Consider the following 18,409-nt stretch of genomic DNA (forward strand, 5'->3'; position numbering starts at 1 on the left):
GTCATCCCTTCGCCACGACCAGGCATTCTCCCGCGGAACGCCCGGTGCGTCAGCCCCCACGCGGTGGACCGAACGCGTCGAGGATCCGCTGAGCACCGAGGGTAGCCGTCAGCTCACCGTCCCGCACCGCCCGTTCGACGTCGGGAACGACCGTTCGCACGTCCGGATGTGCCGCCAGGCGACTCAGCAGCTGTTCGCGCACCATCGCCCACGTCCAGTCGACCTGCTGCCGGCGACGGCGCGCGTCGAGCTCGCCGGACGCCGTGAGCGTCTCGCGGTGCTGCTCGATCGCGCCCCAGACCTCGTCGAGCCGCAGGTTGTGGAGGCCGCTGCAGGTCAGCACGGGCGGCGTCCACGACGCTTCGGGCCCGTAGATCATCCGAAGCGCGCCCGACAGCTCTCGCGCGGCGCGACGGGCGTCTCGCTCGTGGTCGCCGTCCGCCTTGTTGACGGCGATGACGTCGGCGAGCTCCAGCACGCCCTTCTTGATGCCCTGGAGCTGGTCACCCGTGCGCGCGAGAGTCAGGAACAGGAAGCAGTCGACCATGTTCGCGACGGTCACTTCGGACTGTCCGACCCCGACGGTCTCCACCAGCACGGTGTCGTAGCCGGCGGCTTCCATCAGCACGATCGTCTCGCGCGTCGCCCGCGCGACGCCGCCCAGCGTGCCGGACGTCGGCGACGGGCGGATGAACGCCCGTTCGTCGACCGCCAGGCGCGCCATCCGGGTCTTGTCGCCGAGGATCGACCCGCCGGTGCGCGTCGACGACGGGTCGACGGCCAGCACGGCGACGCGGTGCCCGGCCGACGTCAGGTCGGTGCCCAGCTGGTCGATGAATGTCGACTTGCCGACACCGGGCACGCCCGTGATGCCGATCCGCCGGGCTCCACCGGACGACGGCAGCAGCTCGACCAGCAGCTCCTGCGCCTGTGCCCGGTGGTCCTCCCGCTGCGACTCGACCAGCGTGATCGCCTTCGACAGCGTCCCGCGATCCCCCGCCAGCACGCCCTTGGCGTAGGCGGTGACGTCGATCTTGCGCGGCAAGGGTCAGGACTCCTGCGCCGTCAGCTGGCCGATCAGGTCGATGGCGGCGTCCGCGAGCACCGTGCCGGGGCCGAAGATCGCCGCCGCGCCGGCCTCGCGCAGCGCCGCGTAGTCGCCCGGCGGGATGACACCGCCGACGACGACCATGATGTCCTCGCGGCCCAGCTCGGCGAGCTCGTGGCGCAGCGCGGGCACCAGCGAAAGGTGCCCGGCGGCCAATGAGGACACCCCGACGACGTGCACGTCCGCCTCGATCGCCTGCCGCGCGACCTCGGCCGGGGTGGAGAACAGCGGGCCGACGTCGACGTCGAAGCCGATGTCGGCGAAGCCGGTGGCGATCACCTTCTGGCCGCGGTCGTGGCCGTCCTGGCCCATCTTCGCGACCAGGATGCGCGGACGGCGGCCTTCCTCCGCGGCGAACTCTTCGACCAGCGAACGGGCCTTCTCGACGTTCTGCGACTTACCCACCTCTTCGCGGTAAACGCCGGAAATCGTCCGGATCTGCCCGGAGTGCCGGCCCCAGAGCTTCTCCAGAGCGTCGGAGATCTCGCCGACCGTGGCCTTCGCCCGGGCCGCGCCGATCGCCAGCTCCAGCAGGTTGCCGCCGTTGCCGGCGCCCTCGGTGAGCCGCCGCAGCGCGTCCTCGGTCGCCTGCGGGTCACGCTCGTCGCGCAGCCGCCGCAGCTTCTCGAGCTGCTGCGTCCGGACGCCGGCGTTGTCCACTTTGAGCACTTCGATGTCTTCGTCGCCGGTGACCTGGTACTTGTTCACGCCGATCACGGGCTGCCGCCCGGAGTCGATCCGCGCCTGGGTGCGCGCGGCGGCCTCCTCGATGCGCAGCTTCGGGATGCCCGCGTCGATCGCCTTGGCCATGCCGCCGGCCTGCTCGACCTCGCTGATGTGGCCCCACGCCTTGCGCGCGAGGTCGTAGGTCAGCTTCTCGACGAAGGCACTGCCGCCCCACGGGTCGATCACGCGCGTGGTGCCGGATTCCTGCTGCAGCAGCAGCTGCGTGTTGCGGGCGATCCGCGCGGAGAAGTCCGTCGGCAGCGCGAGGGCCTCGTCGAGGGCGTTGGTGTGCAGCGACTGCGTGTGCCCCTGGGTCGCGGCCATCGCCTCGACGCACGTGCGCACGACGTTGTTGTAGACGTCCTGCGCGGTCAGCGACCAGCCCGACGTCTGCGAGTGCGTCCGCAGCGAGAGCGACTTCGAAGACTTCGGGTCGAAGCCTTTGACCAGCTTCGCCCACAGGAGACGCGCCGCGCGCAGCTTCGCGACCTCCATGAAGAAGTTCATGCCGATCGCCCAGAAGAACGACAGCCGCGGCGCGAACTTGTCGACGCCCAGCCCGGCGTCGACGCCGGAACGGAGGTACTCGACGCCGTCGGCGAGGGTGTACGCCAGCTCCAGGTCGGCCGTCGCGCCGGCTTCCTGCATGTGGTAGCCGGAGATGGAGATCGAGTTGTACTTCGGCATGTGCTGCGAAGTGTAGGAGAAGATGTCGGAGATGATCCGCATCGACGGCTGCGGCGGGTAGATGTAGGTGTTGCGGACCATGAACTCCTTGAGGATGTCGTTCTGGATGGTCCCCGCGAGCTGCTCCGGCTTCACCCCCTGCTCCTCGGCCGCGACGACGTAGAGCGCCAGCACCGGCAGCACCGCGCCGTTCATCGTCATCGACACCGACATCTTGTCGAGCGGGATGCCGTCGAAGAGCTGCCGCATGTCGTAGATCGAGTCGATCGCGACACCCGCCATGCCGACGTCGCCGGACACGCGCGGGTGGTCGGAGTCGTAGCCGCGGTGGGTGGCCAGGTCGAAGGCGACCGAAAGCCCCTTCTGGCCGGCCGCGAGGTTGCGCCGGTAGAAGGCGTTGGACTCCTCGGCGGTGGAGAACCCGGCGTACTGGCGGATGGTCCACGGCTGGTTGACGTACATCGTCGGGTACGGCCCGCGCAGGAAGGGCGCGACGCCGGGGTACGTGCCCAGGAAGTCCACATCGGACAGATCGGCCGCGGTGTAGACCGGCTTGACGCCGATGCCCTCGGGCGTCTCCCAGGCCAGGGCGTCCGGGCCCTTGCCGGTGGCTTCGTGCAGGGCCTTGACCCAGGCGTCGCGGTCGCCAGGGGATGGCGTGCCGAGGTCGACGCCGGCGAAGTTCGGGATGGTCACAGCGCTACTCCCAGCTTGGCGTGCAGGCCGGTCAGGACTTCCAGGGCGTCACATCCGGCGAAGACGTTCCCGTCGACGCCGTCGAACTCGCCCTTTCCGGCCAGGAGAACGTATTCGGCTCCGAGGGAGGCGGCGACGTCGGCCGCCTCGGCGGCGTAGGCCTTGTCGGTGCCGCAGAGGCAGGCGATCTTCGCGCCGGATTCCGCGAACGCGCCCGGCAGGTCGTCCGTCGCGCCCGGGTTGACGACCTCGATCCCGCCCGCCTGGAACAGGTTGGCGGCGAAGCCGGCACGCGCGGTGTGCGCGGCGACCGGGCCGAGCGTGGCCAGGAAGACCCTCGGCCGCGAACCGTGAGAAGCGAGGTACGCGTCCGACGCGTCGCGAAGGGCTTCGAAGCCTTCGGCGTACCGGTGCCGCGGCAACCCACCTTCCACAGTGGACTCCACCGGCGTCCGGACCACCGGCTTCTCGGCCAGGTTCGGGAACTCGCTGACGCCGGTCAGCGGGTCGCGCCGGGTGGCGATCCGCTGGGACCGCTTCTCCCACGTCTCCGCGAGACGTCCGGCCAGCGCGCCGGACGCGAGCTCGGCCACCAGGCCGCCCGCGCCCTCGATGGCGGTGAACTCGGCCCAGGCCGCGTGCGCGAGGTCGTCGGTCAGCTTCTCGACGTACCAGGAGCCGCCCGCCGGGTCGGCCACGCCGGCCAGCCTGGACTCCTCCAGCAGGACGGCGTGGGTGTTGCGGGCGATCCGCGCGGAGAACGCGTCCGGACGGCCGATCGCGGCGTCGAACGGCAGCACGGTGACCGCGTCCGCACCGCCGACGCCCGCGGCGAAGCAGGCGACCGTCGTGCGCAGCATGTTCACCCAGGGATCACGCCGGGTCAGCATCGACGGCGACGTCACGGCGTGCTGGCGCATCGGCGAGGAGAACCCGCACACCTCGGCGACACGGGCCCAGAGGCGCCGTGCCGCGCGCAGCTTCGCGATGGTGGAGAACTGGTCGGCGGTCGCGGCGATCCGGAACTCGAGCTGCCCGGCCGCGGCTTCGGCGTCGAGGCCCGCTTCCGTCAGCGAACGCAGGTAGGTGACGCCGGCGGCGACCAGCGCGCCCAGCTCCTGCGCGTCCGACCCGCCCGCCTCGTGGAACGGCAGGCCGTCGGCGACGATCGTGCGCACCTTCGGGTACTTCCCGGCGACACGCGCGGCGAGCGCGGCGGCCGGTTCCAGCTCGACAGCGGAGCCGCTGCGCGCAGCGAGCCCGATCGGGTCGGCGCCCAGCACCGCGGTGGCTTCGCTCGCCGGGATCGCCCGCTCGTCGAACAGCGCCAGCAGCTCCGAAGCAGCCGCTTCGTAGGCAGCACCGGCGTCCAGGACCACCGGCGCCAGGTCGACGTAGACCTCGTTGAGCGCGTCGGCCAGCGACGCGGGCGGGACGGACAGCCAGATCGACGTCACGCCGCCTTCGAGGTCGGCGAGGATCGCGCGGTTGACCTCGCGGGCGTCGTCGCCGGTGAAGCGGGCCCGGACGTCCCAGCCCGTGCCGATCCGGCCGTCCGGGCGGGCACCGCGCACGAACGGCGGCAGCCCCGGGAACCCGGTTTCGGCGGGGACGTCCTCGGCCGTGTACAGCGGCTGGATCTCGATGCCGTCGTAGGTCCGTGTGACGAGTTTGCTCTCCGGGGCGCCCGTGAAGTCCTCGGGGAGCCTGCCGCTCTTGCGCAAAACGCCGGCGACGAGCTCCTGCCACTGCTCGCGCGTCGCCTGCGGAAACTCGGCCGCGAGGTCGAGTTCGGAGATCGGCACTGACTCCGGACCGGCCACTTCAGTCATACCCAGTGATGGTAGAGGCACCGGCCGCGTCCGCTCTGTGAGTCTGGTCGCCCCTGGGGGTGGATAGGGGCCGGAATCGGGTACGACACAATTGGGCCGTGCCCCCCAGCGAAGAGACCCGACTGGTCGCCGGTCGCTACCGGCTGCGCTCGGTGCTGGGCTCGGGGTCGATGGGCACCGTCTGGTCGGCCTACGACGAGTTCCTGCACCGCCAGGTGGCCGTCAAGGAGATGAAGGTGCCGCCGGGCATCCCGTCTTCGCAGGCCGACGAGCTGCGGGAACGCACGCTGCGCGAAGCCCGCGCGATCGCCGTCCTGTCGCACCCGAACGTGATCATCCTGCACGACGTCGCCCGCGAGGACGACCAGCCGTTCGTGGTGATGGAGCTGCTGCCGTCGCGCAGCCTGGCGCACATCCTGCGCGACCACGGGCCGCTGACCGTCGAGCAGGCCGCCGCGGTCGGCATCGCCGTCGCGTCCGCGCTGGAGGCCGCGCACGCCGCCGGGATCACCCACCGCGACGTCAAGCCGGGCAACGTCCTGGTCGCCAGCGACGGCCGGATCAAGCTCACCGACTTCGGCATCGCGCGCAACGTCTCCGAAGCGACCATGACCCGCACCGGGATCATGCTCGGCTCCCCCGCCTACATCGCGCCGGAGGTCGCCTCCGGCGGCGCGGTCATCCCCGCCGCCGATCTGTGGGGCCTCGGCGCGACGCTGTTCGCCGCGGTCGAGGGCGCGCCGCCGTACGACGCCGACGGCGACCCGCTGGAGACCGTCGGCAAGGTCGTCAACGGCAAGGTGCCCAAGCCGAAGGCCGGGCCGCTCGCCGACGTCATCTCCGCGCTGATGAAGAAGGAGCCCGGCGATCGGATCACGCTGCGGGAGGTCCGGTACCGGCTGTACCCGCTGCAGACGAAGACGCCGCTCGACCTGTTCGGGCCGGACCTGTTCCGCACGCCGGACGGCAAGAAGACGTCCGCGCAGCCGGACGCGACCGACACGCAGGTGATCAAGACCGTCCTGCCCGACAAGGCGGCGAAGAAGTCCGAGGGGTCGAGCAGCGAGCTCGCCACCGACCCGGGCCCGCTGCCGTTCCTGCGGCCGCCGGCGCCGTCGGCGGCCCCTTCGCCGGAGCCGGCGACCGTGTTCGTCTTGCCACCGCGGCCGGTCGGCCGGCGCACCGCCCGGGCGAGCGCCGTGCTCGTCGCCGTGGCGATCCTGCTCTTCCTGCTGGCCGCGGGCGGCGGGTTCGCCCTGGCCAGGACGGTCGGCGGGCAGCCGCTGCTGCCCCCGGCGGCCGAACCGGCGGGAACACCGAACGGGCCCACCCGGGTGCCACCGCCGACGCTGGTGGAGCAGTCCGGCAACGGCAGCGTCGTGACCGGCGACGGCGGGCAGTACAGCCTCAGCGTGCCCGAGGGCTGGCAGAAGTTCGTCACCACCCACAACTCCAAGTTCGGGCTGAGCCTGGTCGTCCAGTACGTCTCGCCGGACGGGCGCCGGTCACTGCGCCTCGAGCGGCTCGCGAAGTACTTCGACCAGTCCGACGGCTACGAGGACTACGTCTCCTGGCTGCAGGAGTCCTACCCCGAGGACGCGTTCGAGTTCTCCGAGACGTTGTCGGCGGCGGCGGACGGCAAGAGCGCGACGCTGGGCTACCGCTTGGGCGAAGGCGGCACGCTGCCCCAGAACGACGGCCCCGGGGGCACCCGCGTCACGTTCATGAAGCTGGTCCAGGCGGGCACCAGCCTGTGGCTCCTGTCGGTGACCGTGCCGGTCGAGCAGGAGACCGCGGGCCGGACCGACGTCTTCGAGCGCGTCGCGCCCACGCTGCAGGTCTCGAACTAGGGCGCCCGGCCGAGGACGTCGCGCGACACCTGCTCCTGCGCGAGGTGGCGCAGGCCGGTGAAGATCCGGTCGCCCAGCACCGTCGCGACCAGCCCGGCCTCGATGATCTTGTCGAACGACGTCAGGCCCGTCACGACCTCGACGTCCAGCTCGGCGACGCGCAGCGCCAGCGCGAAGTACTCGTCCAAGCGGTCCGCGAGCTTCTCGTGCCCGAGTTCCTTCGCCGTGGCCAGCGCGGCGATCAGGTTCTCGACCGCCCGGTTCTCCTTCGGGTGCCACTTCCAGCCGTAGCGCAGCGCCAGGTCCCGGAGCAGCTCCGACGCCCACTCGGCGGCCTCGTCGGACACCTTGGGCGGCGGGCCGGCCAGCTCCTGCTGGACGACGCCCATCGTCTCGTGCGGGGTCGCGTCGCCGTCGATCGCCGCGAGGACCGCGCCGACCGACGCCAGCGGGAGGCCGCCGACCTCGGTGAGCGCCTTGACCAGGCGGAGCCGCTGGACGTGGTCCGCCGAATACCGGGCCTGGTTGGGGCTCGTGCGCTCGCCGGGCGGCAGCAGTCCTTCGCGCAGGTAGTACTTGATGGTCGCGACCGGCACTCCCGACCCCGCGCTCAGCTCGGCCATCCGCATCCGCGTCCGCTCCGATCCCAGGGTCGGGTTCCGGGTCAACCCTGAAGACTTCTCAGTATGGATAGCTTAACTTCCCATAACGGAGAGCTTGACTATCCATTCTGGGAGGGAACCATGACCATTCTCACCGACGTCCGGAGCAGAACGCGCGGGTGGCACCGGCCGTCCGCGCTGGCGGCCGCCACCCTGGGGGTGGTCGCGGTCCTCTGCGTCGCCGCGATGCTCCTCGACCAGCGGACGCTCGAAGGCGCGCCGATCTGGGCGAAGCCGTTCAAGTTCGCCGTGTCGGGCGCGCTCTACTTCGCCACGTGGAGCTGGCTCGTCTCGCTGCTGCCGCGGTTCCGGCGCACGGCGGGCGGGCTGACGAACTTCCTGGTGCTCATCTTCGGCGCCGAGTACGTCCTGCTCGTGTTCCAGGCCGTCCGCGGCCGGGCCAGCCACTTCAACAACGCGACGCCGCTCGACGCCGGCATCTACAGCGTCATGGCCAAGATGATCATCGGGCTCTGGGTCGCCACGCTCGCGCTGACCGTGCTGGTGATGCTCACGAAGGTCCCGGACCGGGCGAGCTTCTGGGCCGTGCGCGCCGGGGCCGTCCTGTCGCTGGCCGGGATCACGCTCGGCATCCTGATGACGAGCCCGACCGCGCAGCAGCTCGCGCAGTGGCAGACCGGCGGGAAGCCGGACATGGTCGGCGCGCACACCGTCGGGCTCGCCGACGGCGGCCCCGGCCTGCCGATCCTCGGCTGGAGCACGGTCGCGGGCGACCTGCGGATCCCGCACTTCGTCGGGATGCACGCGCTGCAGCTGCTGCCGTTGCTGGCCATCGCGCTCTCGGCACTGGCGCCGCGCTTCGCCCGGCTGCGCGACGACGTCATCCGCACGCGGCTCGTGCTGATCGGCGCGGCCGGGTACGCGGGGCTGACCGCGCTGGTGACGTGGCAGGCGCTGCGGGCGCAGTCGATCGTGCACCCGGACGCGCTGACGCTGGGCGCGTTCGCCGTGCTCGTCGCGGGCGTCGGGCTGGGCTCGTGGGCCGCGGTGCGCGTCCGATGACCCTCTTCAGCCTGGCGTTCCCGCTGGCCACCCCGTTCTGGGCGCTGATGATCCTGCTGCCGAACTGGCGGTGGACGCCGCGGGTCATGGCGTCGCCGTGGGTGCCGCTGCTGCCGCTCGCCTGCTACTTCGCGCTCGTGCTGCCGCACTTCGGCGAGTGGGGGCGGGCGATGCTCTCGCCCGACCTGGACGTGCTGCGGACGATCCTGGCGACGCCGTGGGGCGCCGGGCTCGTCTGGGCGCACCTCATCGCGTTCGACCTGTTCATCGCGCGGTGGATGTACTTCGAAGGCCGGGAACGCGGGATCTCGCCGTGGATCGTGAGCCCGATCCTGCTGCTGACGATCTTCCTCTCGCCGTTCGGGCTGGTGGTGTTCCTCGTGGTGAGGGCCGTCCGGATACGCTCCCTCGCATGACTGAACAAGAGGCCGCGAGCGCCATCGCCCAGCGCACCGGCGTGGCCGCGCACGACATCGCGGTGGTCCTGGGGTCGGGCTGGCGCCCGGCGGCGGACGTCATCGGGGAGTGCGAGACGGAGATCCCGTTCGCCGACCTGCCCGGCTTCACCACGCCCGGCGCGGTGGGGCACGGCGGCACCATCCGCTCGCTGAAGATCGGGGACAAGAACGTCCTCGTGCTGCTCGGGCGGACGCACTTCTACGAGGGCAAGGGCATCGACCCGGTGGTGCACAACGTGCGCACCGCAGCGGCGGCCGGCGTCCGGACGGTGCTGCTGACGAACGCCGCGGGCGGGCTGCGCGAGGGCTTCCAGGTCGGGCAGCCGGTGCTGATCTCCGACCACCTGAACCTGACGGCGCGCTCGCCGATCGTCGGCGCGAACTTCGTCGACCTGACCGACCTGTACTCGGCGCGGCTGCGGAAGATCGCGCGGGAGATCGACCCGTCGCTCGAGGAAGGCGTCTACGCGGGCCTGACCGGGCCGCACTTCGAGACGCCGGCCGAAATCCACATGCTGCGCACGCTGGGCGCGGACCTGGTCGGCATGTCGACGGTCCTGGAGGCGATCGCGGCCCGCGCGGCCGGGGTCGAGGTGTTCGGGCTGTCGCTGGTGACGAACCTGGCCGCCGGCATGACCGGCGAGCCGCTGAACCACCAGGAAGTCCTGGAAGCGGGCCGCGCGGCCGCGACCCGGATGGGCTCCCTGCTGCGCGACCTCGTCACCCGCGCCTGACCGGTTCCGGCTTGAACCCCGCACGCACGGGGTTCAAGCCGGAACTCGCTTGGTTTCAGGCGAAAGCCGGGAGCTGGGCGGTCACCTCGGCCGGGGACGGCATGGCCGCGACCTCGGCCGCCAGTGCCCGGGCCGCGTCGGCGACCGCGGTGTCCGTGAGCAGCGTGCGGGCCGTTTCGGCGACCGCCTCGGCGGTGACCTCGGCGGCGAGCAGCCGTGCGCCGACGCCGGCCGCCAGTACCGCGTCCGCGTTGCTGAACTGGTCCGCGCCCTGCGGCAGCAGCAGCTGCGGGAGGCCCGCGCCGAACGCGCCGAGCGTCGTGCCGCTGCCGCCGTGGTGGACCACCAGGTCGACGTGCGGGAGCAGCTCCGACTGCGGCACCCAGGACTCGAGCCGCACGTTGGCCGGGACCTCGCCGAGCGCCGCCGGGTCGACCGTCGGGCCCGTCGCGACCAGGACGTCGACGTCCAAACCGGACAGTCCCGCGATCGCCGCGCCCAGTACGCCCGCGTGGCCCATCGCCGTGCCGAGCGTCAGGTAGACCAGCGGCCGCGAACGGTCCAGCACACCCGGAGGCAGCTCACCCGGCTCGCTCCAGCCGACCGGCCGCAGCGGGACGCGGGTCGTGCGCGCCAGGAACCCCGGGTCCTGCACCGACTCCGGGCAGATGTCGATGAACGGCCCCGCGAACGCCAGGTCCTCCCCGACGTCGATGCCCAGCTCCGCGCCGTGCGCCCGGATCGCGTCGCGGATCCGCGTCACCATCGGGTCGTCGCCCGACACGCGGCCGAACCCGTGCGCCACCACCGGGATCCCGGCCTTCATCGCGGCGAACGCGCCGCCCGAGTTGCCGGCCTCGCTCACGACGAGGTCGGGCCGGAACCGCGAGAACAGCGGCAGCAGGTCGTCGATGAACCGCTTCGGCATGAGCTCGCCGAAGACCTTCGCGACGATCGGCCCCAGCACCTCCGGCGGGACTTCGCCGGGCGGGCGCCGCGGACCGGCCGGCCCGGCTTCGGCGAACGCCTGACCGAAGGCGTCCTTGAGGGCGAGCCCGGCGGCCGCCGTCTCGACCCCGGCTTTCGTCAGCTGTGGCAGGAAGTCTTCCGAGGTGGCGAAGACGACGTCGTGGCCAGCGTCGCGCGCGGCGACCGCCAGCGGGACGAGCGGGAACGTGTGACCGAAGGACCCCAGTGAGGTGAAGAGCAAGCGCACTCCCCCGACCCTAGCCCGTAGGCTGGCGCGGTGACATCGACTTCCACCCTGCGTGCCGCCGCGCTCCGCTGGATCACCGACGACCCGGACGAAAGCACCCGCGCCGAGCTGCAGGACGTCCTCGACCGCGCGACGGGCGGCGACGCCGGAGCGGCCGCCGAGCTGGCCGACCGCATGGCCGGCCCCCTCGAGTTCGGCACCGCGGGGCTGCGCGGGCCGGTGCGCGCCGGGCCGAACGGGATGAACGTCGCGGTCGTCACGCGGACCACCGCCGGGGTGGCGGAGTGGCTGACGGCGCAGGGCCACGCGGGCGCGCTGGTCGTCGTCGGCCGCGACGCGCGGCACGGCTCGGAAGCCTTCGCGACCGCGGCCGCCGAGGTCCTCGTCGCGGCCGGGTTCGACGTCAAGGTGTTCCCGAAACCGCTGCCGACGCCGGTGCTCGCGTTCGCCGTCGGGCGGCTCGGCGCGGTGGCCGGGATCCAGATCACCGCGTCGCACAACCCCCCGGCGGACAACGGCTACAAGCTCTACGACGCGACCGGCGGGCAGATCGTGCCGCCGTCCGACGGCGAGATCGAGCGGGCCATCCAAGCCGCGCCCGCCGCGGTGAACGTGCCGCGGGCGCCCGGCGCCGAGGTCGCCGACCTGCTGGACCGCTACCTCGACGAGGTCGCGACGCTGCCGATGGGAGCCGGGCGCGCGGTGCGGGTGGCCGCGACCGCGCTGCACGGCGTCGGCGCCGACACGCTGCGCGCGGCGTTCGAGCGGGCCGGGTTCACCGACCTGCACCTGGTGGCCGCGCAGGCGTCGCCGGACCCCGACTTCCCGACCGTGTCGTTCCCGAACCCGGAAGAGCCGGGCGCGACCGACCTGCTGCTCGCGCTCGCGTCCGATGTGGACGCCGACCTGGCCGTCGCGCTCGACCCGGACGCCGACCGGTGCGCGCTGGGCGTGCGGGGGCGCGACGGCGCCTGGCGGATGCTGCGCGGTGACGAGACCGGCGTGCTGCTCGGCTCGTACGTCCTGTCCACAGTGGACCGCACGGTCCTGCCGGACCCGCTGGTCGCGACGACGATCGTCTCGTCGTCGATGCTCGGCGAGATCGCGAAGGCCGAAGGTGCCCGCTACGCCGAGACGCTGACCGGGTTCAAGTGGCTCGTGCGCGCCGGCGAAGGGCTCGTGTTCGCCTACGAAGAAGCGCTCGGCCTGTGCGTGAACCCGGGTTTCGTGCGGGACAAGGACGGCATCGCCGCCGCGACCTTGGCCGCCGGGTACACGGCGCGGCTGAAGGCCGAGGGCCGCACCCCGCTGGACGTGCTGGACGAGCTCGCGGAGCGGCACGGCGTCCACCTCACCGACCAGGTTTCGCTGCGGGTCACCGACCTCGCCGTCCGCGGGCAGCTGATGGCCAAGGTGCGGGAGACGCCGCCGGCCGAGCTGGGTGGCGTCGAGGTGACCCTCGAAGACCTGCTGCCGGACGCGGACGTGCTGCGGCTCACCGGCGAGGGCGTGCGCGTGGTCGTCCGCCCGTCCGGCACCGAGCCGAAGCTGAAGGCGTACCTGCAGGTCGTGGCGCCGGTGACGGGGTCGCTGACCGAGGCGCGCGACGCCGCGACCGCGAAGCTGACCGCCTTGCGGACGGCCGTCGAGGAACTGCTCGCCTGATGCCGCGGCTGCTGATCGTGCACCACACGCCGTCGCCGTCGACACAGGCGTTGTTCGAAGCGGTGCTGGCCGGCGCGACGCACCCGGACATCGAGGGCGTGGAGGTGGTCCGCCGGGCGGCGCTGGCGGCCACCGTCCCCGACGTCCTCGCGGCGGACGGCTACCTGCTGGGCACGCCGGCGAACCTCGGCAGCATGAGCGGTGCGCTGAAGCACTTCTTCGACACCGTTTACTACCCGTGCCTGGACGCGACGCGCGGCCGCCCGTTCGGCTACTGGATCCACGGCAACAGCGACACGTCGGGGACGGAACGGCAGCTGCTCTCGATCACCACCGGCCTGGCGTGGGAGAAGGTGGCGGAGCCGGTGATCACCACCGGCGACCCGGACAAGAAGACGCTGGAAGCGTGCACCGAGCTGGGCGGGACCGTGGCCGCGACCTTGATGTCCTGAAACGTAAGGGGCCTGTCACCGGAAGCCCTGGGGGTCGACCTCCGGCAACAGGCCGAGACCAAGGGATCGCCGCGAGGGCGTTCGACCTTGGCATCTGAAGCGTACTACAGACCGCCGATCATGACGAGTCGGCGGACATGACAGCCTCTCGTCTTGCGGTTCCGTACACCCCCAGGGTACGGAGAGCAAGACGAGAGGCGCGTCAACTGTAAACCACTGCATACGATAGCTGTCAACATGTGCGTACAGTGGTTTCCCGGCTAGAATTTTCACGGTGGAAACCTAGGGGGCGGGTATGGCACGGGAACGCACTTTCGCGGAACGCCTGAGCGCCCTGATCGAGGCGGCTCGGCTGGACGGCCGCGCGCCGCACAGCTACCGGGAGATCTCGGCCGCCGTCGAGCGGGCGGGCGGGCCGGCGATGTCGCCCGCCTACCTGCAGCAACTGGCCACGGGCAAGCGCGTCAACCCGAAGATCCACTATGTTGAGGCACTGGCGAGGCTGTTCGGCGTGCCCGTGACGTACTTCTTCGACGAAGAGGCAGCCGCGCCCCCGGCCGGGGAAGCCCAGCTGATGGCGATGCGGGCGCAGGAGCTTTCGCCGCAGGGCCGCCGGCAGGTGATGGACCTGCTGGAGCTGGTGGAGCGCTACGAGCGGGCCGAACGCGAGGGCCGGAACCCGGAGGACGCCGCGCGATGAAGGAACGGGAGCTGCGCCGCCGGTGCCGCAAGCTGCTGAAGCAGCTCGACATCGGCCCGCCGCTCGACGTCGAGGTGCTGTGCGCGCGGCTGGGTGACCAACGGGGGAAGCCGATCCGGCTGATGGCCTACCCGCTGGAGGTACCCGGGCCGTTCGGCTGCTGGATCGCGACGTCGACCGCGGACTACATCTTCTACCAGGCCGAAACCACGAAATCCCACCAGGACCACATCATCCTGCACGAGCTCGGGCACATGCTGGCCGACCACCACCCGCAGGGCGACGCCGAGCCGGCGGACTTCCTGCGCGGGCCCGCTCCGGATCTTGACCCGGATGCAGTACACCGCGCACTGCGCCGGACGTCCTACGATGACGCGCACGAGTGGGAAGCCGAGACCGTCGCGACCATCATCCTCGAGTGGGCGTCGGTCCTGAACTACACGATCCCGCGGCGCGCTGCGGACCGGGATCTTCGCCGGATCCAGGGGGCGCTCGGCGATCACCAAGGGTGGTTGTGAGCACACTTTTCAGCCCCGTGAACGTTCTCGCGATGCTGTTGTTCGCCGCGGCTTTGGCGTGGCGGATCTACCAGGTGCAACGTGCACCGACGGTGCCGAACTGGGCGGTCACCGCGTGCATCGCCGGGTTCGCCCTCGCTTTCCTGTTGCAGCAGGAGGTCATTTCCGACGAGATCGACGCGGTCCTCGGCCGCGGCGCGGCCCGCGTGGCCAACAACGCGTTGCTGGCGTGCGCGGTGTGCGCGCTGGTGATCTTCTTCCTCGGCTCGACGCTGGGCCCGCGGCGCTACCGCCGGGTGGTGGTGGAGCTCGTGCCACTGGCCGCGGCGATCACGCTGATGATCGTCACGATGGCCTTGACGGCACCGGAGCTGCGCGGGCTCCCGCTCGGGCCGTCGACGATCCACGACTCCGGGATCGCGTCCTTCTACCTCGGCGCCGGGCTGTACCTGATCTACGGCCTGATCGCCTGCACGGCGTGGATCGTGCGCTACCTGCGGGTGGCCGACCGGCACCTGCGGATCGGGCTGCGGATGGGCGCGGCCGGCATGGCCTGTGCGGCGGTGGGCAGCATCTTCCGCGCGCTGTACATCGTGGTGGCGTGGGCGTTCGGCCCGGTCGTCAAGGTGCTGCTGCTGCTCGGAGTGCCGTTCGTGATCCTCGGCGGGATGCTGTTCCTGCTCGGCGTCACCTACCCCGGCGTGCGGGCGCGGGTTTCCGCGGTGCGGCGGCGGCGCCAGCACCGTCACGAACACGACGCGCTCGGTCCCTTGTGGACGGTTCTGGTCCAGGCGTTCCCCAGCATCGTGCTGCGGACCCCGCCGCGACGGCGCGGCGAGCTCCTTTCCCCGCGCAGCATCCACCGCGTGCACTACCGCCGGGTGATCGAGATCCGGGACGGCCTGGTGCAGCTGTCGCCGTACCTGACCGCGGACTTCGGCGAGGTCGTCGCCACCGATCCCGGCGCCGCCGCGGCCGCGTTGAAGACGGCACTGGCGCGGCACGCGGCCGGCGAGGAGAGCGACGGCCACGCCAAGCAGGTCCTGCCCGCGCCGGCGGACGACATCGAATCGGACGTCCGGCCGCTGCTGGCGCTGTCGGCGGCGATGGAGAACGGGGCTTGACGTGGACACCCTGATCACCGCGGGCCGGGTGCTGCCGCGGCCGTCGGCGCCGGTCGAGGACGGCGCCGTGCTGGTGCGCGACGGCGTGATCGTGGCGGCCGGCCCACGCGCCGACGTCGTCGCGCAGGCGGCACCGGATGCTTCGCGGCACGACTTCCCCACCGGCACCGCGCTGGCCGGGTTGTTCAACGTCCACGTGCACCTGGCTTTCGACGCTTCCCGGGAGATGCTGGCGCACTTCCACGCCGGCTCCCTTCTGGACGGTGCGCGCTCGCGGCTGTCGTCGATGCTGCGCAGCGGCGTCACGACGGTGCGCGACCTCGGCGACCGCGACCACCTGGGCGCGGCGGTCCGGCGGTCGTTCTCCGGGGAAGCCGCGCCGCGGCTGCTGGTGTCGGGCCCGCCGATCACCGTGCCGGACGGGCATTGCCACTTCTTCGGCGGCGCGGTCGCTTCCGACTCCGAAATCCGCGCGCTGATCGACGAGAACGCGGCGGCGGGCGCGGACGTGATCAAGGTGATGGCCAGCGGCGGCCAGATCACCGAGGGCGGCGCGGACATGTGGGAGTCCCAGTTCTCCTTGCGTGAGCTGTCTTTGGTGGTGTCCCACGCGGCTTCCCACGGACTGCCGGTGGCGGCGCACGCCCACGGCGCGGACGCGATCGAAGCCGCGGTTTCCGCCGGGGTGTCGACGGTCGAGCACTGCAGTTTCCTGACCGGGCCGCGGTCCTTCGACCGGCGCGAGCCCGTCGCGAAGCGGATGGCGGCGGACGGGATCTCGGCGTGTTCGACGAGCAGCCGCAACTGGCGGATGATCGTCGAGAAGCTCGGCGACGACGTCGCGCAGGCGATGTACGGCCGGCTGCCGTGGCTGGAGGAGCACGGGGTCCGGCTGCTCGCGGGGACGGACGCGGGCCTGCCGGGGTCGGTGTTCGACGACCCGGTCGGCGCGTTGGAGCTGTACGAATGGCTCGGCTTCCCCCGGCGGCGGATCTTGGAGATCGCCACCTGTGACTCCGCGGCCGGCCTCGGCCTGACGTCGGTGACCGGCCGGCTCGAGCCAGGTCTGGCGGCGGACGTGCTCGTCGTCGAAGGTGACCCGCTGGCGTCGCTCGCCGCGTTGCGCAACCCCCTGCTGGTGCTGGCTCAGGGCCGCGCGGCCTAGTTTCCCGATCGGGGAATGCCTGGTTTGGTGACAGCGTTTTAAAACAGTGTTACGGTAGCTGCACCCCACTCTCGAAGGAGTCCCCGATGCACGGGCCCACCCAGCTCTTCACCGTGATCGCCCTGGTCTCGCTCCCCACCGTCATGTACGGCGGCTACGCGCTGATGGGCGTCCTGCGCGACCGGAAGCTCACCGAACACCAGCGCGCCATGTTCCGCGCCGGCCACGCGCACGCCGGCGTCCTGCTGATCCTCGCCCTCGTCGCGCTGCAGATCCTCAGCCGGACGACGCTGTCCGACACGACGTTGTGGATCACGTGTTTCCTGCTGCTCTTCGGGATCCTCGCCCAGTCCGGCGGCTTCTTCCTGCACCTGATCCCGAACAAGGGCAGGCTCGGCGGGCGCGTCACGTCCGTGGGCGCGGTGCTCCTCGCCGCCGGCACGCTGCTCACCGCCTACGGGGTCGCCTTCGCCTGAGCGCCGGTCGTTAAGCTGGTGACGTGCCTGAATACCTGCCGACCGCGCCCTACAAGGGGACCCGGGACTTCCTGCCCGCCGAAATGTCCGTCCGGACGCAGGTGTTCGGTCATCTCTACGACGTCCTCGAGCGCCGCGGCTTCCTCCGCTACGACGGCCCGATCCTCGAATCGGCCGAGATCTACGAGCGGAAGTCCGGTCAGGAGCTCGCCGACAAGCAGCTCTACACCCTCACCGACAAGGGCGGGCGGCGGCTGGCGCTGCGGCCGGAGATGACGCCGTCGGTGGCGCGGATGATCGCCGGGAGCGCGAAGTCGCTGTCGTTCCCGGTCCGCTGGTACAGCCACCCGAACTGCCACCGGTACGAGGCGCCGCAGCGCGGCCGCGTGCGCGAGCACTGGCAGATCAACGCCGACATCTTCGGTTCGGACAGCGCCAACTGTGAGATCGAGATCTTCGAGCTCGTGCACGACATGATGGCCGCGCTCGGGGCGACGCCGGACATGTTCGTGCTGCGCGTCAACGACCGGAACCTGCTGACGTCGGCGCTCACCGACGTCGCCGGTGTCTCCGAGGACCACCTGGCCCAGGTGTTCGCGCTGGTCGACCGCTGGGAGAAGTACCCGCGCGAGAAGCTGGCCGAAAGCGCCGGCGAGATCGGCCTGTCGGACAAGCAGTTCGAGAAGCTGGCGGAGACGCTCGACGCGGGCGAGGCGCTGCTGGACGAGCTGCCGGCCGAGGTGCGGGAGCAGTCGAACCTCGTCCGCGTCCTGAACAGCAGCGCCGGCTCGCTGGTCAAGTACGAGCCGATCATCGTGCGCGGGCTGGCGTACTACACGTCGACCGTGTTCGAGGTCTTCGACACCTCGCCGGAGAACCGCCGCGCGCTCTTCGGCGGCGGCCGCTACAGCGACCTCGCGTCGATGTTCACCCCGCAGCAGATCCCGGGCATCGGGTTCGGCATGGGCGACGTCACGCTGATGGACTTCCTCGAGACGCACGGCCTGACGCCGGCCCCGCGCAGCGAGGTCGACGTCATGGTGATCCCGGTGACCGAGGACCTCTCGGACGCGGCCCGCTCGGTGGCGTCGTCCCTGCGCGCGGCCGGACTACGGACGTCGACCCCGATCGAGCACCGCAAGCTGGGCAAGGAGCTCGGCCGCGCGGACAAGGCGGGCGCGGTCGCGGTGGTGATCGTCGGCCAGGAGGACTGGGCGGCGGGGAACGTCACGGTCCGCAGCCTGTCGACGCGGGAGCAGAACCCGGTCGCGATCGCCGACGCTCCTGCCGCGGTCCAGGCCCTGCTGGGCTGAAACC

17 protein-coding genes are annotated in these 18,409 nt (G+C 71.6%); 12 read left to right on the forward strand and 5 right to left on the reverse strand.

Going from position 1 to position 18,409, the window contains the following annotated elements:
- Nucleotides 1-49 precede the first annotated feature (49 nt).
- From meaB to ACZ7OU_RS01590, 3 genes are read right to left on the reverse strand one after another with little or no spacing between them, the layout of a single operon-like run.
- On the reverse strand, nt 50-1,045 hold the full coding sequence (gene meaB, locus ACZ7OU_RS01580; protein ID WP_470253921.1) for a methylmalonyl Co-A mutase-associated GTPase MeaB: 996 nt from the start codon (nt 1,043-1,045) through the stop codon (nt 50-52).
- 3 nt (nt 1,046-1,048) lie between these two features.
- Nucleotides 1,049-3,217: a methylmalonyl-CoA mutase gene (gene scpA / locus ACZ7OU_RS01585; RefSeq protein WP_470253922.1), complete on the reverse strand. Its 2,169-nt coding sequence runs from the start codon at nt 3,215-3,217 to the stop codon at nt 1,049-1,051.
- Nucleotides 3,214-5,049 (reverse strand): methylmalonyl-CoA mutase family protein, encoded by a 1,836-nt coding sequence (locus ACZ7OU_RS01590; RefSeq protein WP_470253923.1) that lies wholly within the window; start codon nt 5,047-5,049, stop codon nt 3,214-3,216. Before ACZ7OU_RS01590 ends, scpA begins: the two co-directional genes overlap by 4 nt.
- A gap of 122 nt (nt 5,050-5,171) precedes the next feature.
- Between ACZ7OU_RS01590 and ACZ7OU_RS01595 the strand changes: the two genes are divergently transcribed.
- On the forward strand, nt 5,172-6,899 hold the full coding sequence (locus ACZ7OU_RS01595; protein ID WP_470255860.1) for a serine/threonine-protein kinase: 1,728 nt from the start codon (nt 5,172-5,174) through the stop codon (nt 6,897-6,899).
- Here the strand turns inward: ACZ7OU_RS01595 and ACZ7OU_RS01600 are convergent.
- Nucleotides 6,896-7,528, reverse strand: a complete 633-nt coding sequence (locus ACZ7OU_RS01600) for a MerR family transcriptional regulator (protein ID WP_470255861.1) — start codon at nt 7,526-7,528, stop codon at nt 6,896-6,898. The genes ACZ7OU_RS01595 and ACZ7OU_RS01600 overlap by 4 nt on opposite strands.
- Before the next feature lie 114 nt (nt 7,529-7,642).
- Between ACZ7OU_RS01600 and ACZ7OU_RS01605 the strand changes: the two genes are divergently transcribed.
- The 3 genes from ACZ7OU_RS01605 to ACZ7OU_RS01615 are packed head-to-tail and all read left to right on the forward strand — an operon-like array spanning nt 7,643 to nt 9,776.
- On the forward strand, nt 7,643-8,584 hold the full coding sequence (locus ACZ7OU_RS01605) for a hypothetical protein (RefSeq protein ID WP_470253924.1): 942 nt from the start codon (nt 7,643-7,645) through the stop codon (nt 8,582-8,584).
- Nucleotides 8,581-9,000: an ABA4-like family protein gene (locus ACZ7OU_RS01610; RefSeq protein WP_470253925.1), complete on the forward strand. Its 420-nt coding sequence runs from the start codon at nt 8,581-8,583 to the stop codon at nt 8,998-9,000. Before ACZ7OU_RS01605 ends, ACZ7OU_RS01610 begins: the two co-directional genes overlap by 4 nt.
- The gene (locus ACZ7OU_RS01615; RefSeq protein WP_470239331.1) at nt 8,997-9,776 is read left to right on the forward strand and encodes a purine-nucleoside phosphorylase; all 780 of its coding nucleotides are present in this window, start codon (nt 8,997-8,999) and stop codon (nt 9,774-9,776) included. Before ACZ7OU_RS01610 ends, ACZ7OU_RS01615 begins: the two co-directional genes overlap by 4 nt.
- Before the next feature lie 55 nt (nt 9,777-9,831).
- On the opposite strand, the gene ACZ7OU_RS01620 is transcribed toward ACZ7OU_RS01615, so the two are convergent.
- Nucleotides 9,832-10,992 (reverse strand): glycosyltransferase, encoded by a 1,161-nt coding sequence (locus ACZ7OU_RS01620; RefSeq protein ID WP_470253926.1) that lies wholly within the window; start codon nt 10,990-10,992, stop codon nt 9,832-9,834.
- Between the two features lie 30 nt (nt 10,993-11,022).
- On the opposite strand from ACZ7OU_RS01620, the gene ACZ7OU_RS01625 reads away from it, so the two are divergent.
- From ACZ7OU_RS01625 to hisS, 8 genes are all read left to right on the forward strand, one after another.
- Nucleotides 11,023-12,657 (forward strand): phospho-sugar mutase, encoded by a 1,635-nt coding sequence (locus tag ACZ7OU_RS01625; protein WP_470253927.1) that lies wholly within the window; start codon nt 11,023-11,025, stop codon nt 12,655-12,657.
- Nucleotides 12,657-13,109 (forward strand): flavodoxin family protein, encoded by a 453-nt coding sequence (locus tag ACZ7OU_RS01630; protein ID WP_470253928.1) that lies wholly within the window; start codon nt 12,657-12,659, stop codon nt 13,107-13,109. Before ACZ7OU_RS01625 ends, ACZ7OU_RS01630 begins: the two co-directional genes overlap by 1 nt.
- Before the next feature lie 295 nt (nt 13,110-13,404).
- Nucleotides 13,405-13,809 (forward strand): XRE family transcriptional regulator, encoded by a 405-nt coding sequence (locus ACZ7OU_RS01635; RefSeq protein WP_470239335.1) that lies wholly within the window; start codon nt 13,405-13,407, stop codon nt 13,807-13,809.
- Nucleotides 13,806-14,327: a hypothetical protein gene (locus ACZ7OU_RS01640; protein ID WP_470239336.1), complete on the forward strand. Its 522-nt coding sequence runs from the start codon at nt 13,806-13,808 to the stop codon at nt 14,325-14,327. The genes ACZ7OU_RS01635 and ACZ7OU_RS01640 overlap by 4 nt, the downstream gene beginning before the upstream one ends.
- Nucleotides 14,324-15,451 carry an MAB_1171c family putative transporter gene (locus tag ACZ7OU_RS01645; RefSeq protein ID WP_470239337.1) on the forward strand — a complete coding sequence of 376 codons (1,128 nt, stop codon included), beginning with the start codon at nt 14,324-14,326 and terminating at the stop codon, nt 15,449-15,451. Before ACZ7OU_RS01640 ends, ACZ7OU_RS01645 begins: the two co-directional genes overlap by 4 nt.
- 1 nt (nt 15,452) lies before the next feature.
- Nucleotides 15,453-16,616, forward strand: a complete 1,164-nt coding sequence (locus tag ACZ7OU_RS01650) for an amidohydrolase family protein (RefSeq protein ID WP_470253929.1) — start codon at nt 15,453-15,455, stop codon at nt 16,614-16,616.
- A gap of 86 nt (nt 16,617-16,702) precedes the next feature.
- Complete coding sequence (locus tag ACZ7OU_RS01655) at nt 16,703-17,092, forward strand: hypothetical protein (protein ID WP_470253930.1); 390 nt, start codon at nt 16,703-16,705, stop codon at nt 17,090-17,092.
- Nucleotides 17,093-17,115: 23 nt separating this feature from the next.
- Complete coding sequence (gene hisS, locus ACZ7OU_RS01660) at nt 17,116-18,405, forward strand: histidine--tRNA ligase (protein ID WP_470239340.1); 1,290 nt, start codon at nt 17,116-17,118, stop codon at nt 18,403-18,405.
- Nucleotides 18,406-18,409: the final 4 nt, after the last annotated feature.

This window comes from Amycolatopsis sp. NPDC114505, assembly GCF_055633615.1.

Coding starts and splice junctions, on each gene's coding strand:
- ACZ7OU_RS01610 (WP_470253925.1), top strand. CDS start 8,581: ATGACCCTCTTCAGCCTGGCGTTCCCGCTGGCCACCCCGTTCTGGGCG.
- ACZ7OU_RS01600 (WP_470255861.1), bottom strand. CDS start 7,528: ATGCGGATGGCCGAGCTGAGCGCGGGGTCGGGAGTGCCGGTCGCGACC.
- ACZ7OU_RS01605 (WP_470253924.1), top strand. CDS start 7,643: ATGACCATTCTCACCGACGTCCGGAGCAGAACGCGCGGGTGGCACCGG.
- ACZ7OU_RS01590 (WP_470253923.1), bottom strand. CDS start 5,049: ATGACTGAAGTGGCCGGTCCGGAGTCAGTGCCGATCTCCGAACTCGAC.
- ACZ7OU_RS01640 (WP_470239336.1), top strand. CDS start 13,806: ATGAAGGAACGGGAGCTGCGCCGCCGGTGCCGCAAGCTGCTGAAGCAG.
- ACZ7OU_RS01655 (WP_470253930.1), top strand. CDS start 16,703: ATGCACGGGCCCACCCAGCTCTTCACCGTGATCGCCCTGGTCTCGCTC.
- ACZ7OU_RS01615 (WP_470239331.1), top strand. CDS start 8,997: ATGACTGAACAAGAGGCCGCGAGCGCCATCGCCCAGCGCACCGGCGTG.
- ACZ7OU_RS01635 (WP_470239335.1), top strand. CDS start 13,405: ATGGCACGGGAACGCACTTTCGCGGAACGCCTGAGCGCCCTGATCGAG.
- ACZ7OU_RS01630 (WP_470253928.1), top strand. CDS start 12,657: ATGCCGCGGCTGCTGATCGTGCACCACACGCCGTCGCCGTCGACACAG.